Below are 16,976 nucleotides of genomic sequence, written 5' to 3'. Positions count from 1 at the left end.
TCAAGCACATCCTGCGTGAAAAGCAACTTAAGATGCCGGATTTTGCGTAACAACACCGGATTCGAGCGGTTGGATCAGGTCTGGACGACGATCAAACCAGCCATTGTCTTTATGTTCCTCGGCCAACCATTCCTCGACACGGTCCGCGACCTTCAGTGCAAGCCCGCTCATTTGCTCTTCTTTGGTCCGTTCGTGGCCAGAGCCCTTCAAAGCACTGCCGCCGGTCGTGTCCTCGAGAACCTGGAACTGCTTGCCCTTGGCAAGGAACTCTTTTTTGTTCACGTCATAGACGTTGACCAAGACAATGGCCGTGCTTTTCGGATTATAGATGACCGGGATACCCGGAGGCGCAAGCATATAGCCTTCGAGGCTGATACCGATGTCGTATTCCTGCACGCCTTCATAGCGACCCAGCCGGATATCAACAGCGTTCTGAATAGCAGCGGTCCATTCATCCGGTGTGGCATCGCGGCTGACCGGCCCCTGCACCGCCTTGTCAGCAAAGGCATAATTGACCCGCAACTTGAATTCGCCCAGCGATTCCGGCTCTTCATAAAGCTGCGTTTGCGTGCAGGCGCCCATAAGGGCCAATCCGGTGATCAAAGTCAGAATGCGCAGCATAGGTTCATCTCGATAGGCCTGTTTTTCTTTGGTCTAGCGCACCGATACGGCCTGTGCCAAGCCGTATCAGCGAAATTCTACCTGCGTCCAGCGCATAATCACGAGAATTTATAGTCACGCGGGAAACCATAGGGTGGCTTTTTCCCAACACTGGCGCGCTTGGCGAGCCATTGGGACATATCCGCCTCGTGCCGGGTTTTATCCCCACCCATCGACCACTTGAGACCCTCTTCCCAGTTGAAGGTGGTCAGGTCGGACAAGCCGCCATCCAGCTCAAGTGTGCCCTGCCGTCCACGCGCCATGTTGTATTTCTGCAGACGCACGCCTTTGCCGCGGGTCATCTCGGGCAATTCTTCGGTTGGGAAGACCAGGAACTTACCGTTCTGAGACACCACCGCCACGTGATCGCCATCGATGGGCTTACAGATCATTGCGGTTTCTTCGCCTTTGACGTTCAGCACCTGTTTACCGTTGCGGGTCTGGGCCAGCACCTCATCCTCGGGCACCATGAACCCGTTACCCGCATCCGAGGCCACAAGCAGCTTGCGCCCGGGTTTATGGATCAGGATGTCGATGATCTGCGCCTCGTTCGGTAGATCGACCATCAGACGCAGCGGCTCGCCCATGCCCCGCCCGCCGGGCAGGTTGGCGGCGCTGACCGTGTAAAATCGCCCATTCGAGGCAAACACCAGCAGCCGGTCCGTCGTTTCCGCGTGGAAGATGAAACGCGGGCCGTCGCCATCCTTGAATTTCAACTCGCGCTTCAGGTCGATATGCCCGGTCATGGTGCGAATCCAGCCCATCTGAGAGCAGACGACCGTGATCGGTTCCTTATCGATCATCGCCTCAAGGGGAACCTCTTCAACCTGTCCGGCTTCGGCAAACTGGGTACGGCGCGCACCGCCTTCGTAGTCTTTGCCAAAGGTCTTTCTGGTCTCTCTCAACTGCTCGGCGATCTTGGCCCATTGCAAGGCCGGATCGGCCAGCAAGTCCTCAAGATTGGCGCGCTCCATCATCAACGCGTCGCGCTCGCGCACCAGTTCCATCTCTTCCAGACGGCGCAAGCTGCGCAGACGCATGTTGAGGATCGCGTCGACCTGAACCTCGGACAGCTCGCCCTCACCCGGTTTGGGTGAGACATAGTCGGCCTCGCTAGTGGCGCGAACATGATCGATCCCCCAGTCCTCGCGCATCAGCGCGGCTTTGGGGTCATCGTCGTAGCGGATAATGTCGATCACACGGTCGAGGTTCAGGAAGGCAACGATAAAGCCTTCCAGCACTTCCAACCGATGGTCGATCTTCGCCATCCGGTGACGCGAGCGACGCAGCAACACCTCTTGCCGGTGATCCAGGAACGCGCGTAGCACTTCCTTCATCGAACAGACCTTGGGCGTCACGCCGTCGATCAGCACGTTCATGTTCAGGCTGAAACGCACCTCAAGATCCGAGTTGCGATACAGCATTCCCATCAACACCTCGGGGTCCACGTTCTTGGAACGTGGTTCAAGGATCAGGCGGATGTCGTCGGCGGATTCGTCGCGCACATCGGCCAAGATCGGGATTTTCTTAGTTTGGATCAGCTCGGCGATCTTTTCGATTAGCTTGGATTTCTGAACCTGATAGGGAATCTCGGTGACCACGATTTGCCACTGGCCACGGCCCAGATCCTCAACTTCGAACTTACAGCGCAGACGGAAGGACCCGCGCCCGGTGCGATAGGCCTGCGCGATATTCTCGGGCGGCTCGACAATGACGCCACCGGTCGGGAAATCGGGGCCGGGCACATAGTTCAGCAGGGTGTCGTCACGCGCGTCTGGTGTTTTGATCAAATGCAGGCAGGCGTCACACAGCTCGGCAATGTTATGCGGCGGAATGTTTGTCGCCATACCGACCGCGATGCCGCTGGAGCCATTGGCCAGCAGGTTCGGAAACTGCGCGGGCAGCACGACCGGTTCGGTCAGCGTGCCGTCATAGTTATCGCGGAAATCGACGGCGTCCTCGTTCAGACCCTCAAGCAGCGCCTCGGCGACGATGGTCATCCGTGCCTCGGTGTATCGCGAGGCCGCCGGATTATCACCATCGATATTGCCGAAGTTCCCCTGCCCGTCGACCAGCGGGTAACGGACGTTGAAGTCCTGCGCCAGACGCGCCATCGCATCGTAAATCGCGGCGTCGCCGTGCGGGTGATAGTTGCCCATCACGTCGCCGGAAATCTTCGCAGACTTCCGGAAACCACCCGTCGCACTGAGTCGCAACTCGCGCATCGCATACAGGATTCGCCGGTGAACCGGCTTCAGCCCGTCGCGCGCATCAGGCAGCGCCCGGTGCATGATGGTGGACAAAGCATAGGTCAGATAGCGTTCGCCAATCGCGCGGCGTAGCGGTTCGGCTATCTCGCCCCCGTTGTCGGGGGCCTCCATGTTGGGGTCGTCGATCGTATCGGTCATACATGATGTGATACGCCGCAACCGCGCGCTGGTAAAGCGAGCAGCACGCATTTTACTGGGGACAAGTGGCGCTTTTTGCAACAGGGGGAGGCAACCCCCCGATTTCCCCCGTCTTTCGACTTGGACCCTGAAATATGGTACGCTGACTAGATTAGACTGCTGCCTATTTCTTGTATCTTACGATTGACCCTGGGGGATGCGCCATGACGCGCCTTGTTGTTTTTACCTTCGCTGCACTTGGTTGGTGCTTTTACGTAATGAGCGGCGGGCCGGATTTCGAACCGCGTGGCCTGCGTGCCGAGCAACCCGCTCGCATTGCAACCGCCCCGGCGCAAACCATTGCTCCTGCCCAGGCCGAAGAGCTTGTGACCAACGTCGCAGTTCGTGCGCCAACTGCACGTGTGCAACCCAAGCCCGCCGTGGAAGAGGTGGTCGAATTTGTGGCCGATGATGCCACGCTGGGGTCTTTCTCAACCATTACGGTTTTCGCGGACCAAGACGCCAACATCACGCTTGCTTCGCTTGAGGACGGTGTGGCCGGGCTGCGCCAGATCACGGATGACGTGCAGGAAGATGTGACCGAAACACCCGCCATCCCCGAGCCCGAAAAAGACATTCGCGAGATTTCGGGAACCCGCGTGAACATGCGCGACGGGCCGGGTACGATCTATCCGATTGTCGGCAAGGCCACCATCGGTCAGAAGGTCGAAGTACTAAGCGAATCCGGAACCGGCTGGCTGCGCCTGCGCGTGTTGCCTCAGCAACAGGTCGGATGGATTTCGGCCTCGCTGGTGCGAAAAATCGCGAACTGACGCAGCCGTGTCATTGTCCTGACCTGAACCTCGCCATAGCTATAGATCAGGTTCAGATTCAGGAAGACCATGCAAAAGACCATTCTTATCACCGGCTGCTCCTCGGGCATTGGACTAGATGCGGCGCACGGCATGCGCGCCCGAGGTTGGCGGGTGTTTGCCTCCTGCCGTCAGCAGCGAGATTGCGACCGGCTGCGGGCTCAAGGGTTTGAAAGCCCGCATATTGATTACACCGACGCCGACAGCATCACCGCGGGGCTGGCTTCGGTGTTTGAGGCGACGGGTGGCACGCTGGATGCGTTGTTTAACAATGGCGCGCATGGCCTGCCCGGTGCGGTCGAGGATTTGCCGACGGATGGCTTGCGCGCAATTTTCGAGGCCAATTTTTTTGGCTGGCACGAGCTGACCCGGCAGGTGATTCCAGCCATGCGGGCGCAAGGACATGGGCGAATCGTTCAGAACTCGTCCGTGCTGGGCCTGGTGGCCTATCCCTGGCGCGGCGCCTATGTGGCCACGAAGTACGCGGTCGAAGGTCTGACGGACACGCTGCGCCTGGAACTGGCAGATACCGACATCAAGGTTATCCTGATCGAGCCCGGCCCGATCACCTCGAAAATCCGCGAAAACTCGATCCCCTTCTTTGAAAAATTCATCAACTGGCAGAACTCGCCCCTGCGAGAGCGGTACGAATCTTCGTTGTTGAAAAGACTATACGAATCCTCGGGGCCGGATCGGTTCGAACTACCCGCGTCGGCAGTAACCGACAAGCTGGCCCATGCGGTCGAATCAAAACGGCCACGCGCGCGATACTATGTGACGACGCCGACTTATATCGCCGGATACCTGCGCCGCGTTCTGCCGACCCGCACGATTGATCGCATTCTGTCGGACGTCTGAGGCAATATTACCCGTTCGCTTTTCACACCTACGGGGCTAGATGATAGCCCAAGGAAACAAAAAACGCGGACGGTGTACCCATGGACCTAATGATGGTCGTTTTGCTGTTGGCCATGGCGGCTGTTGTCGTCGTGCTGGCGATTGGCATCTCAAACTTTGGCAAAAGCGGTAAAGAGGCAGCGATGAAAAGCAACAAGATGATGCGCCTGCGTATCCTGTTTCAGTTCATTGCCGTATTGCTGATCGTGCTTTACGTCTGGTTGCGTGGACAAGGAGCCCAATAGATGGTCGTTCTCAACAAGATTTACACGCGCACTGGCGATGACGGCAAAACCGCTCTGGGCAATGGTGAGCGCGTTGCAAAGTATTCCGGCCGTGTTGCTGCCTATGGCACTGTTGACGAGTTGAACGCATTTGTTGGCGTGGCCCGCACCGAAGCCGAGGGCGATGTCGAAGCCGCCCTGTCCCGTATCCAGAACGATTTGTTCGATTTGGGCGCTGATTTCTGCCGTCCCGACATGGAAAAGGATGCCGAGGCCGACTATCCCCCGCTGCGCGTCGTGCCAGCCCAGATCGACCGGTTGGAAGCGGAAATCGACGCCATGAACGAAGCATTGGAGCCGCTGCGCAGCTTCATTCTGCCGGGTGGTTCGCGTCTGGCGGCACATCTTCACGTGTGCCGCACTGTTTCACGCCGGGCCGAACGGCTGGCGGTAGAGCTGACCAATATGGAACCGGTGAACACGGTTGCGGTGAAATACCTCAACCGTCTCAGCGACTGGTTCTTCGTCGCCGCACGTTGCGCCAATGAAAACGGCACGCAGGATGTGCTTTGGGTTCCGGGAGCGAACCGCTAAGTCGCGGACCTTAACGTCAAAAAACACGAAACGCGACGTCCCAAACCCATGACGTGACGATTTTGCTCTGTTGCAGGGCGAATTCAGACGTTATTCAGTCGTCCGAGAGCATTGGTGGAGTCGCAACGCGGCTTACCGTTTTTTGTGAGGAGCAAGCGCTAAAATGAAGGTACTCGTGCCTGTCAAACGCGTGATTGACTACAATGTGAAGGTTCGCGTGAAAGCGGACGGTAGCGGTGTCGATCTCGCCAATGTCAAAATGTCGATGAACCCGTTCGACGAGATTGCGGTGGAAGAGGCAATCCGTCTGAAAGAAGCCGGTAAGGCGGAAGAGGTTGTGGCCGTTTCGATCGGTGTGAAACAGGCGCAAGAGACGCTGCGCACTGCGTTGGCCATGGGCGCCGACCGCGCCATTCTGGTTGTGGCCGCCGATGACGTGCATCAAGACATCGAGCCGCTGGCCGTGGCCAAGATCCTGGCCAAGGTGGTCGAAGAAGAGCAGCCGGGCATCGTACTGTGCGGCAAGCAGGCGATCGACAATGACATGAACGCCACCGGCCAGATGCTGTCGGCCCTGCTGGGTTGGTCGCAAGGCACCTTCGCGTCCGAGCTGGACATCGAAGGCGACGCCGCCAAGATCACCCGCGAGGTGGACGGCGGCCTGCAGACCATCAGCGTCAAGATGCCGACCATCGTGACCGTTGATCTGCGCCTGAACGAGCCGCGCTATGCGTCGCTGCCCAACATCATGAAGGCGAAGAAAAAGCCGCTGGAGGAGAAGACCGCCGCCGATTACGGCGTAGACGTTTCCCCGCGCCTTGAGATCGTCAAGACCGAAGAGCCGCCGGCGCGTGCTGCGGGCATCATTGTCGGCTCGGTTGATGAGCTGGTTACGAAACTCAAAGATGCGGGGGCTGTGTAATGGCTGTTCTTCTTCTTGCCGAGGTTAACAATGGCGAGCTGGCGCTGGACGCCACCGCCAAGGCCGTCAATGCCGCCAAGGCTCTGGGCGACATTACCGTTCTGGCCGCTGGCGGTTCCGCTGCTGCTGCTGGAGAAGCCGCTGCCAAGATCGACGGTGTGTCCAAGGTTCTGGTTGCCGAAGACGACTCGCTGGGTCATCGCCTGGCGGAATCGACCGCTGCGCTGATCGTCAGCCTGGCAGGCGACTATGAACATATCGTTGCCCCTGCCACCACCGACGCCAAGAACGTGATGCCGCGCGTTGCCGCGCTGCTGGACGTGATGGTGATCTCGGACGCGTCGGGCGTGGTCGACGGCTCGACCTTCGAGCGCCCGATCTATGCGGGCAACGCCATCCAGACCGTGAAATCGAACGACGCCAAAAAGGTCGTCACCTTGCGGACCGCCAGCTTTGACGCGGCGGGCGAAGGCGGATCGGCCGCGGTCGAGACCGTTTCGGTTCCAGGCTCCGAAGGCCTGTCGTCCTGGGTCGAGGACAAGGTCGCCGAAAGCGACCGGCCGGAACTGACTTCGGCTGGGGTCGTTGTCTCGGGCGGACGTGGTGTCGGCTCGGAAGACGATTTCAAACTGATCGAAGGTCTGGCCGACAAGCTGGGCGCGGCGGTTGGTGCCTCGCGCGCGGCGGTCGATTCGGGCTATGCGCCGAACGACTGGCAGATTGGGCAGACCGGTAAGGTTGTTGCCCCGGACCTGTATGTCGCCGTCGGTATCTCGGGTGCGATCCAGCACTTGGCCGGTATGAAGGACAGCAAGGTCATCGTCGCGATCAACAAGGACGAAGAAGCACCGATCTTCCAGGTCGCAGACTTCGGACTGGTTGCCGACCTGTTCCAGGCCGTGCCAGAACTGACCGAAAAGCTTGGCTGATAGCAGGAAAAGATTTTTTGCCGAAAAATCTAGCAAGGCCCGCCACGTGGCGGGCCTTTTTCATTGCAGGTTCCGAATGGGTCCGACCAATGCCTCCGCGATTGACCGATGTGCCGCCGGGCCAATCATGTGCTCGGCCATCGGCTGTTGTAATGTACCGAACAACATATCCTCAAGCTCATCAGATTGCCCGGACACATAAGCCGTGCCTTCGACACAATCGGCGCAGAAAGGGCGCACGGCCTTTAGCATTTCAAGAGTGACTGTGATTGGTGCCCTCTCTTCCTGACGTTCATCATTTTTTTGCGGCAGCACCTTCAGCGCCAGCAGCAGGACCGGTACCTTCAACCTTTGCAGCAGATCGCTGATTTGCCGAACCCAGTTACGACGCAGCTCTTCTGCCACAACCTCAAAGCGGGCATCCTGACAGTCTTGCAAACGCCGCATCAAGTGACCCACAAAATGGACATCGGTAAAGTCAACCTCGGGGTAGAGGTCGATCAGATCCTGAGTTGGTGCCAAAACCCGGTCGTTGCGCCGGGGATGGACACGGTAAAAGTGGTTTGACTGGCTCAGAACCCCGGGCGCCTGTAACACACACAGTTCGGCCCCATTCAACAGCGTGAACAGGCCTGCATCGCCGCACAGCGCCTCGACCCCGCAATACAGGCTGCCTAAATTCAGGCAGCGCCGGTCCAGCCTGTCCTCTAGAATCGCTGCATAAGGACGGTCAACAAATCGACCATAGGTCTCTTCCCCGCCGACACAGGCCATATAGGCCGTGTCCAAAGACCTCTCTGGTCCCCGAAACCAAAGACGTGATTGACCGTATTGGCATACGGCATGCCCGGCACCTGCCGAGCCTGTTTGATAATAGCTCATAACACTCACCCATTTTTCACCCGGTTGCCATCTTGCAGCCGCATGTCTTGAGAAATTCCTAATGCGCGCAATTTAGACAAATTCGATGGGTCCGATCCCCTTGCCGCCCCTACCGATCTGCCGGTACTGTCCCTTCAATCCCGAGACACAGAGGCATCAGAACATGGACGTAAAATCAGTCGGAGTGATTGGCGCAGGCCAGATGGGCAATGGTATCGCCCACGTCCTGGCCCTTGCGGAATATGACGTTCTGCTGAATGACGTGAACCAGGATGCACTGGAAGCTGCCGTCGCCGCAATCGAAGGCAACATGGCGCGTCAGGCCTCGCGCGGGAAAATTACCGATGAGGCGATGCAAGCCGCCCTTAAACGCGTAAAGACGACACTGGCATTGCCGGAACTGGGGCAAACGGACCTGGTGATCGAGGCCGCCACCGAGCGAGAATCAATCAAGCAGGCGATCTTCGAGGATTTGCAGCCGCACCTGCAACCGCACACGATTCTGACGTCGAACACGTCGTCAATTTCAATCACCCGCCTGGCCAGTCGTACGGACCGGCCTGAACGGTTTATGGGGTTTCACTTTATGAACCCGGTGCCAGTGATGCAGCTGGTCGAATTGATCCGCGGGATCGCCACGGACGAAGAAACCTTCAACACTTGCAAATCCGTGGTGGATCGTCTGGGTAAAACCGCCGCCAGCGCCGAGGATTTCCCCGCCTTCATCGTGAACCGCATTCTGATGCCGATGATCAACGAGGCGGTCTATACCTTGTACGAAGGCGTGGGCAATGTGCAATCCATCGACCAATCCATGAAATTGGGCGCCAATCACCCGATGGGGCCGTTGGAATTGGCCGATTTCATTGGCTTGGACACCTGTTTGGCTATCATGAATGTGCTGCACGAAGGATTAGCCGACACAAAATACCGCCCCTGCCCGTTGCTGACCAAATATGTCGAAGCCGGATGGCTGGGCCGCAAAACCGAACGTGGGTTTTATGACTATCGGGGCGAGGTTCCGATTCCGACCCGCTAAGGTAGAGGGGGTCAGCCCCCTCACCCCCGAGGTATTTTGGCCAGATTATGAAACGGATCAGTTTTTTTGCGTTTCGGCCAGCGACATTGTGCGTTTTCTGAGCCAAGCCATGAAGCCACGCGGGTCGCGTTCCAGCAATTGCATGTCCTCGTCCGAGATCGGATCGCCGATAACCGGTGATTGCGGTTTGTTGCACGACCGCACGATCTCATGCAGCAGAAGGCCTTGTCGCAGGATCGGGGACAGCTTGTTGGCAATCTGATAGGCGCGAGAGTTTCTGCCCGGAAAGAAGATCGGAACCACTTTGGCACCGGACCGGCGGATCATCTTGGCAGTGAACACGTTCCACTCCCGCTCTTGCGCCGGGCCGAACCAGTCGTCCGAGGACATCACCACGCCTGACGGGAACAAGGCAACGACACCACCTTCTTTCAGGTGGTCCATCGACTTGCTGCGCATTTCCAGCATCTTGGTTTGCGCCTCGGGGTCATGGGGAAATGGCACTGGGATCATGAAAGATGTCGCGGCTTCGTCCAGCCCCGTCAGAACAGAACGGGTCAGGATGCGGTAATCGCTGCGCACCTGGCCAATGAGTTCAGCCAAGATCATCCCGTCAACCATACCGTGGGGGTGGTTCGCCACCACAACAACGGGACCTTCTTTAGGTATACGGGCGATTTGTTCCTGAGGGGTGGTCAGGTCGATGCCCATCGTCTTGAGCGCACCACCCCAGAACCGTTGGCCGCGATAATATTCGTTCTTCTTTTCGAACTTGTTGACCATACGCAGAATGGTCAGCTTGCCAGTACACCATTCGATGGCGCGAATGGCCGTCGACGTCCAGACATCATCGAACGAATTCGCATAGGTCAGGGTTCTACGATCGTAGATCTCACCCTGATCTGTGGTCCCATCCACCACTGGGCCGGTCTTCGTCTCGTGCGTTGTTTCCGCCAATTCCAGGTCTTCCCGTTCTTCGTTGCGCGGCGGATGAAATCAGAAACCTTCCCCGAACTTGTCGTTCACCAGGGTTTCCAAGGCATCAGCCAACGCCTCAGCATCCGGTCCGGACGTCTCGACGTCAATAGTCGTTCCGCGCGAGGCTGCCAACATCAAAAGGCCCATTATACTATCGCCGGATGCAGAAAATCCGTCTTTGGATACTTCGGCCTGTGCGTCAAAGCCCTCGACCACCTCAACCAACTTGGCCGAGGCGCGGGCATGCAAGCCTTTTTCATTAATGATTTTCAGGCTTCGATTGGTCATTCTTAATCTGTCCGGTCTTCTTCTAATGTAATGTTTTGCGCATTGATATATTTGCGTCCAGCCTCCATCGCCTGCCGTACTGAATCTGCTATGGGCAGGTGGCGGGTTTTGGCCAGTTTGATCAACATAGGCAGATTTGCACCGTAAAGGATACGGCGATCCTGTGGCGCGCAGGCCCGCAAGCTCAGGTTCGACGGGCTGCCCCCGAACAGATCAGTTACAACAACAACCCCATCCCCGACATCGACGCTGTCAGCAGCCGCACAGATTTCAGCCTGTTTTGCGGCACGGTCATGGTCAGCCTCGATCGAAATCGCGACTAGGCCGGGCTGCTTTCCGACCACATGTTGCATGGCGGCCAGATACTCTTTGGCCAACCCACCATGTGCTACGAGTACGATCCCGATCAATCCGGCCTCACATTCAACGATCGACGTTCCATTTCGCGGTGCCTAATTGCCACTTGCTGCCCCTCCTCTGCAAGGGCCTTTGCAACCGCTTCGGCCATGGCCACCGATCTGTGTTGCCCTCCGGTACACCCAAAGGCCACGGACAGGTGTGCTTTGCCTTCGGCACGGAAGGTCGGCAACAAGAGTTTTAGCAGATCCACCACCCGGTCGAAAAAAGGTACATAGTTTGTGTCCGACTGAACATAGTGCGCGACATCGGGGTTTCGACCATCTTTCGCCCGCAAGTCAGGACGCCAGTACGGATTGTCCAGAAACCGACAGTCAAACACCATATCCAACCCGCGCGGCAAACCGCGCTTGTACGAGAAAGATTCAATCGAAACAGCCAGATGCCGTCCGCCTTTGGGAGCGAACCAGCGTTCGACCTCTTCGCGTAATTGGTGGACGTTCAGGGGGCTGGAGTCGATCAATGTGTCGGCGATCTCGCGGATCGGAGCCAACAGTTCCTTTTCCTGCCGCACACCGGTTTCCGGGCTGGCATCTGTGGCCACAGGGTGCCTACGCCGGGTTTCCGAGAAACGCCGCAGCAAAACCTCGTCGCTGCAATCCAGATAGAGGGTAGTCAAGTCCACCTGCTCCATCCGCCGAAGCCGGACCGCCAGCTCAATAAACCCGATGGTCGAGAAATCGCGGTTGCGTGCGTCGATGCCCAGCGCCATAGGACGATCGCTTTGCGGACCGTCCAGCAGGCGCATCAAAAGACCCATCGGCAGGTTATCAATGGCTTCAAAACCCAGATCTTCAAGAACGCGAATCGCCGTCGAGCGCCCGGCGCCCGAGGGGCCGGTTACCAGAACGATGCGCCGTTGCGAGGTCATGTGCTGGGCCATTCCGGATCCACGCGTCCCATTTTCAAAAGTTGCATGAGTGCTGCCGCCAAATTGGGGACGCCTGCCGCCCGTAGCAAGGGAACGGATTGCTTTAGAACTAGGGTCTTATCGGGATCGGGCAAGCGGGCGGGTTCGTTTTGATCAAGATCCACCACATAGCGGATCGGCGTTGTCCCCGCCGTGTGCGCCCGAAGCAAACCAATGCCCCGTGCCTCAATCAATCCACGTAGGTTTGGAGCAGTATCAGCCATAGCCGTATCGCCCACCATCGACAGGGCAACTCGGTCGTCAGCCACCAAAGTTGCGCCATGCGCCATCATCTGCAAGGCCAGCGCCGATTTGCCCGAACCCGACTGTCCCAGAATCAATGCGCCTTGCCCGTCGACGGCGACACATGTCGCATGGAGGATGGCCTTGTCTTGATGTTGGATGTCCAAGAGGGTCTTGCCGCTCATGCGCTTATACAGGCAGCCCCACGACAAAGCGCGCGCCTTGTGGGTCTGATGTAATATCTGCCTCGGTTGGGCGGATGTTCTCGGCCCAAATCACGCCGCCATGGGCCTCGACAATCTGTTTCGAGATCGCCAGTCCAAGGCCCGAGTTATTGCCGAAATGCTCGTCGGGACGCTGTGAATAGAACCGTTTGAAGATTTTGGTCAGCGCCTGTTCCGGGATGCCCGGGCCGGTATCCTCGACCACGATCAATACCCGGTTTTCGCGACGCCGCACCCAGACGCGAATGGCATCGCTGTCTTCGCAGAAAGAAATCGCATTGGTGATCAGGTTGACGAATACCTGCGCCAGCCGCGCTTCGAGCCCGTTCACGATAATCGGCTGAGACGGCAGATCAGTGATATAGTCGATGCCTTTGGTACGGGCCTCTTCGCCCAGATATTGACCGATATTGTCCAGCAATTTCAGCAGATCAAAGGGTTGTTCCTCTTCTTTGACCAGTTCGGCATCCAGACGCGATGCGTTCGAAATATCGCTGACCAGACGATCCAGCCGCCGCACATCATGTTCGATCACGCCCAACAACTTGTCGCGTTGGTCGTCGCGTTTGACCACGCGCAGGGTTCCCACCGCGGATTGCAGGCTGGCCAACGGGTTCTTGATCTCATGCGCCACATCGGCGGCAAACTGTTCGTTCGCATCGATACGATTATACAGCGCTGTTACCATCCCGCGCAGGGCGCGGCTGAGGCGTCCGATTTCATCCGGCCGCGCACTGAGGTCCGGGATGCGGATACGGCCGGGATTTACCCCGGCACCGCGATCTTTGCCCATCTCGGCCGCAGCGGCCAGATCGGCCAACGGGTTGGCGATGGTCGAGGCCAAAACAAGGCTGAGACCGATGGACACCAGCAATGCCACAACAAACATCTGCAAAATGCGTTCCTGCGCGCGCCGGGCCAGCGCGTCAATCTGTCCAGCAGGACCAGCCATTGCGACGGCGCCAACCGGCTCGCCGCTTTGCAGGATCGGAGCCGCGGCAACGATGACCGTCTGACCAGCGTCATCCTTTACCGCCTCAATCTGCTTCTGCCCCTGAATCGACAATGGAATGATTTCCTGCACGCGCTGCGCCAGCGTTGGTGCTTCGTCGGGGTCGGAACGGGTGAACACCCTGGACAGCCCGGTCCACACAGCGTTCAGTGCGTCACTGATCAGAGTACTTCCGGTCTGCACTTCGGCTTCGGTTTTCAGCAATGCATAGGTCTGCGTTGAGGTCGAAACCCCGCGCGTCCAGCCGATCAGCGTTCCATCCATGTCATAGACAAAGACCTCGCCGCCGTCAGGCAGGCTAAGCCCGGCCAGCGTATCCTTAACGTCCAACGCCGCCGCATCCTGTGCGGTTCCGGATTGGTTTTGACGCAGCTGGGCTTCGAACACATTGCTGACTAGCTGCGCGTCCCCGATCAGGTTGCGCGCAGTCTGCTGGACCTGCTCTTCGCGAGAATCGTCGAGATACAGCAACCCGGTGACCAGGATCACAAGGGCAATCAGATTGAAGGTAATAATCCGACGCGCAAGGGGCGACCCGCGCAGCGAGAACATGTTGCGACGTCGGCGCGAGGCCCGGAGTTCAGCCGAATCCGGGTCTTGTGGGATGACCCAATCATCCCCCAGAACGACGTCACCGTCGCGCAACTCGTTTGCTTGTTCCGTATCGCGCACGAGACCCGGTTACCCCTTCTCAGTGGCCACACTTATTCTTCGTTGTACCTGTATCCGATACCATACAGCGTTTCGATGGCCGAAAACTCAGGGTCTGCAGTTCGCATTTTCTTGCGCAGGCGCTTGATGTGGCTATCGATGGTCCGGTCGTCGACATAGACTTGGTCATCATATGCAACATCCATCAGCTGATCACGGCTTTTGACAAAGCCCGGTCGCTGCGCCAACGCCTGAAGCAGCAAGAACTCGGTCACCGTCAACGAGACATCCGCACCCTTCCAACTGACCGCATGGCGCAACGGGTCCATCCGCAGTTCGCCACGTTCCATCACCTTGGTTTCGCCGGTATTGGCGTTGGTCGCATCACCCGCCGTCGCCTCTTGCCGACGCAGCAATGCGCGAATGCGTTCGACCAGCAAACGTTGGGAAAAGGGCTTTTTTACATAGTCGTCCGCGCCCATGCGCAGGCCCAAAACCTCATCGATCTCATCATCTTTCGAGGTCAGAAAGATCACCGGCATCTGGGTTTTCTGTCGCAGCCGTTGCAACAGATCCATACCGTCCATACGCGGCATCTTTATATCCAGCACGGCCATATCGGGCAGTTTCTTGTTGAAAGCATCCAGAGCCGCCTGCCCATCATTATAGGTTTCGACTTCGAATCCTTCAGCTTCGAGCGTCATGGACACGGACGTCAGAATGTTTCTGTCGTCGTCCACCAGTGCAATCTTTGACATCGGGTTCACCCCTATTCCTGCTCACCTACGCAATAATACGCTTTTTTGTAAGTCATTGTTGGCGGTTTTGACGCGCCGAATCAATCCGTAACTGCGAATCATGCCATTCTTGCGGCAGCTATGCGGCAAAAATGCCTTGCAGCCCGCAAAATACTGCCCAGATTTCCATCAGGAAATTCTTGGTGGCGCTAAACTTGAGCTTGGTGGCGCTAACTGCGCCAAACCGTCCTGTTCATGCCCTAAACGACCGTGATAAGAGGCGCCTGACCGCCGGGTTTTTCCGGCAAATGCCCCAAGAGCGCATCCAGGCCAATCGCCAATGCGCCGCCACAGGAGAAGACACACATGACATCTGGACGGGTTAACCCGCAATTCCGCCTCGAAGATCAGGGCATCGAGGGATTGGGCAATGTCTATTACAACTTCATGGAACCGGCGCTGATTGAAGAGGCGTTGAAGCGTGGCGAGGGTACACTTGGCAACGGCGGGGCATTTCTGGTCACTACCGGCAAGTTTACCGGTCGCTCACCCAAGGACAAACATGTCGTCAAAACTGAAAGCGTCCTTGACTCTATCTGGTGGGAAAACAACGCCGAGATGAGCCCAAAAGGCTTTGACGCGCTTTATGATGATATGCTGGCTCACATGAAGGGCCGGGATTATTTCGTGCAGGACCTCGTTGGCGGAGCAGACCCAGCCTATTCGATCAACGTTCGGATGGTCACCGAGCTGGCCTGGCACAACCTGTTCATCCGCCACCTGTTGCGCCGTCCGGATCGCGAGGATTTGGATGAATTCATCGCGGATTTCACCATCATCAACTGCCCCAGCTTCCAGGCCGACCCGAAAAAGCACGGCTGCCAGTCTGAGACTGTGATTGCACTGAACTTCGATCGCAAGCTGATCCTGATCGGCGGCACGGAATACGCAGGTGAAAACAAAAAGTCCGTATTCACCCTGTTGAACTACATGCTGCCGGAAAAAGGTGTGATGCCGATGCATTGCTCGGCCAACCACGCGGTTGGTAATCCAGTCGACACCGCTGTTTTCTTTGGCCTGTCCGGCACGGGTAAGACTACCCTGTCGGCCGACCCGTCGCGTACGTTGATCGGTGACGACGAGCATGGCTGGTCGGATCGCGGCACCTTCAACTTCGAAGGCGGCTGCTATGCCAAGACCATCAATCTGAATGCCGAGGCCGAGCCGGAAATCTATGCGACAACCAGCAAATTCGGCACGGTCATCGAAAACATGGTTTTCGACCCCGAAACCAAGGAACTGGATTTCGACGACGACTCGCTGACCGCAAACATGCGCTGCGCTTATCCGCTCGAGTATATCTCGAATGCGTCCAGCAGCGCACTGGGTGGTCACCCTAAGAACATCATCATGCTGACCTGCGATGCGTTCGGCGTTCTGCCTCCGATCGCGCGACTGACCCCGGCACAGGCGATGTACCACTTCCTGTCGGGCTTCACATCTAAAGTGGCCGGAACCGAGCGTGGCGTCACCGAACCCCAGCCGACCTTCTCGACTTGTTTCGGCGCGCCGTTCATGCCGCGCCGTCCGGAAGTTTACGGCAACCTGCTGCGTGAAAAAATCGCTCAGCACGGCGCGACCTGCTGGCTGGTGAATACCGGCTGGACCGGCGGTGCCTACGGCGTTGGCTCGCGGATGCCGATCAGAGCCACCCGTGCGCTGCTGACTGCGGCACTGGACGGTTCGCTGCGTGATGCCGAATTCCGCAAGGACGCAAATTTCGGCTTTGACGTGCCGGTGACCGTACCCGGCGTAGCCGAGGTTCTGCTGGACCCGCGCCGCACTTGGGACGATCAGGCGGCATTCGACAAACAGGCCGAGAAACTGGTGAAGATGTTCGCCGAGAACTTTGAGCAGTACCTGCCGTTCATCGACGACGACATCAAAGCCGTTGCAATCGGGTAATTGGACAAGGGGGCGCTGACGCCCCCTTTTTCCTTTGAGGGTATCGCGAAAATACTCTCTCTAAAGTTGCATAATGCAGACTTCACGTACAAATGCGTTGCCCGGCATGCCTGCCTGAGGTAATTTCGACGCTATTGAAATGAAT

General features: G+C 57.7%; 18 protein-coding genes. 8 read left to right on the top strand and 10 right to left on the bottom strand.

Translation table 11 applies throughout. The features are described 5' to 3' along the window. Positions 1–27 precede the first annotated feature (27 nt). Together ACR0B8_RS09600 and ACR0B8_RS09595 are read right to left on the bottom strand one after the other, a co-directional pair. Positions 28–621, bottom strand: coding sequence for a hypothetical protein (locus tag ACR0B8_RS09600; RefSeq protein WP_170360073.1), 594 nt, complete (start codon positions 619–621; stop codon positions 28–30). A gap of 98 nt (positions 622–719) precedes the next feature. Beyond that, the gene (locus ACR0B8_RS09595) at positions 720–3,068 is read right to left on the bottom strand and encodes a DNA topoisomerase IV subunit A (protein ID WP_226688927.1); all 2,349 of its coding nucleotides are present in this window, start codon (positions 3,066–3,068) and stop codon (positions 720–722) included. A 203-nt stretch (positions 3,069–3,271) separates the two neighbouring features. Here ACR0B8_RS09595 and ACR0B8_RS09590 point away from each other — a divergent pair, with 203 nt between their 5' ends. The 6 genes from ACR0B8_RS09590 to ACR0B8_RS09565 all read left to right on the top strand — a co-directional run bounded on the left by ACR0B8_RS09590 (position 3,272) and on the right by ACR0B8_RS09565 (position 7,485). Then, positions 3,272–3,880 carry an SH3 domain-containing protein gene (locus ACR0B8_RS09590; RefSeq protein WP_226688926.1) on the top strand — a complete coding sequence of 203 codons (609 nt, stop codon included), beginning with the start codon at positions 3,272–3,274 and terminating at the stop codon, positions 3,878–3,880. A 69-nt stretch (positions 3,881–3,949) separates the two neighbouring features. Continuing rightward, positions 3,950–4,777 carry an SDR family NAD(P)-dependent oxidoreductase gene (locus tag ACR0B8_RS09585; RefSeq protein WP_170360068.1) on the top strand — a complete coding sequence of 276 codons (828 nt, stop codon included), beginning with the start codon at positions 3,950–3,952 and terminating at the stop codon, positions 4,775–4,777. Positions 4,778–4,857: 80 nt separating this feature from the next. Next, complete coding sequence (locus ACR0B8_RS09580; RefSeq protein WP_170411296.1) at positions 4,858–5,061, top strand: twin transmembrane helix small protein; 204 nt, start codon at positions 4,858–4,860, stop codon at positions 5,059–5,061. Continuing rightward, entirely contained in the window at positions 5,062–5,634 is a 573-nt protein-coding gene (locus ACR0B8_RS09575) for a cob(I)yrinic acid a,c-diamide adenosyltransferase (RefSeq protein ID WP_170360066.1), read from the top strand. It begins immediately after the preceding gene. A 163-nt stretch (positions 5,635–5,797) separates the two neighbouring features. After that, complete coding sequence (locus tag ACR0B8_RS09570; protein WP_170350401.1) at positions 5,798–6,556, top strand: electron transfer flavoprotein subunit beta/FixA family protein; 759 nt, start codon at positions 5,798–5,800, stop codon at positions 6,554–6,556. Then, on the top strand, positions 6,556–7,485 hold the full coding sequence (locus tag ACR0B8_RS09565; protein ID WP_226688925.1) for an electron transfer flavoprotein subunit alpha/FixB family protein: 930 nt from the start codon (positions 6,556–6,558) through the stop codon (positions 7,483–7,485). The genes ACR0B8_RS09570 and ACR0B8_RS09565 overlap by 1 nt, the downstream gene beginning before the upstream one ends. Positions 7,486–7,545: 60 nt before the next feature. Here ACR0B8_RS09565 and ACR0B8_RS09560 read toward each other — a convergent pair whose 3' ends face one another. Further along, positions 7,546–8,367, bottom strand: a complete 822-nt coding sequence (locus ACR0B8_RS09560) for a DUF6473 family protein (RefSeq protein WP_226688924.1) — start codon at positions 8,365–8,367, stop codon at positions 7,546–7,548. A gap of 163 nt (positions 8,368–8,530) precedes the next feature. Between ACR0B8_RS09560 and ACR0B8_RS09555 the strand changes: the two genes are divergently transcribed. After that, positions 8,531–9,406 carry a 3-hydroxybutyryl-CoA dehydrogenase gene (locus ACR0B8_RS09555; RefSeq protein ID WP_170350396.1) on the top strand — a complete coding sequence of 292 codons (876 nt, stop codon included), beginning with the start codon at positions 8,531–8,533 and terminating at the stop codon, positions 9,404–9,406. A gap of 57 nt (positions 9,407–9,463) precedes the next feature. On the opposite strand, the gene ACR0B8_RS09550 is transcribed toward ACR0B8_RS09555, so the two are convergent. Genes ACR0B8_RS09550 through ACR0B8_RS09520 form a run of 7 tightly spaced genes read right to left on the bottom strand, consistent with a single transcriptional unit; the run spans position 9,464 to position 14,887 of the window. Further along, entirely contained in the window at positions 9,464–10,363 is a 900-nt protein-coding gene (locus tag ACR0B8_RS09550) for a lysophospholipid acyltransferase family protein (protein WP_170350394.1), read from the bottom strand. 39 nt (positions 10,364–10,402) lie between these two features. Further along, positions 10,403–10,672 (bottom strand): HPr family phosphocarrier protein, encoded by a 270-nt coding sequence (locus ACR0B8_RS09545; protein ID WP_170328297.1) that lies wholly within the window; start codon positions 10,670–10,672, stop codon positions 10,403–10,405. Positions 10,673–10,674: 2 nt separating this feature from the next. Further along, positions 10,675–11,082 (bottom strand): PTS sugar transporter subunit IIA, encoded by a 408-nt coding sequence (locus ACR0B8_RS09540; RefSeq protein WP_170350392.1) that lies wholly within the window; start codon positions 11,080–11,082, stop codon positions 10,675–10,677. Continuing rightward, positions 11,079–11,972, bottom strand: coding sequence for an RNase adapter RapZ (gene rapZ, locus ACR0B8_RS09535; RefSeq protein ID WP_226688923.1), 894 nt, complete (start codon positions 11,970–11,972; stop codon positions 11,079–11,081). The genes ACR0B8_RS09540 and rapZ overlap by 4 nt, the downstream gene beginning before the upstream one ends. After that, complete coding sequence (locus ACR0B8_RS09530) at positions 11,957–12,427, bottom strand: HPr kinase/phosphorylase (protein WP_170360059.1); 471 nt, start codon at positions 12,425–12,427, stop codon at positions 11,957–11,959. Before ACR0B8_RS09530 ends, rapZ begins: the two co-directional genes overlap by 16 nt. A 4-nt stretch (positions 12,428–12,431) precedes the next feature. Further along, positions 12,432–14,150 (bottom strand): ATP-binding protein, encoded by a 1,719-nt coding sequence (locus ACR0B8_RS09525; protein ID WP_170550895.1) that lies wholly within the window; start codon positions 14,148–14,150, stop codon positions 12,432–12,434. A gap of 32 nt (positions 14,151–14,182) precedes the next feature. Beyond that, positions 14,183–14,887, bottom strand: coding sequence for a response regulator transcription factor (locus tag ACR0B8_RS09520; protein WP_170350387.1), 705 nt, complete (start codon positions 14,885–14,887; stop codon positions 14,183–14,185). A 345-nt stretch (positions 14,888–15,232) separates the two neighbouring features. On the opposite strand from ACR0B8_RS09520, the gene ACR0B8_RS09515 reads away from it, so the two are divergent. Beyond that, on the top strand, positions 15,233–16,831 hold the full coding sequence (locus ACR0B8_RS09515; protein WP_170350385.1) for a phosphoenolpyruvate carboxykinase: 1,599 nt from the start codon (positions 15,233–15,235) through the stop codon (positions 16,829–16,831). The last annotated feature ends 145 nt before the right edge of the window (positions 16,832–16,976 follow it).

This window comes from Ruegeria sp. BH6 (genome assembly GCF_056538105.1).
This window is presented reverse-complemented; position numbering and strand designations above follow the sequence as displayed.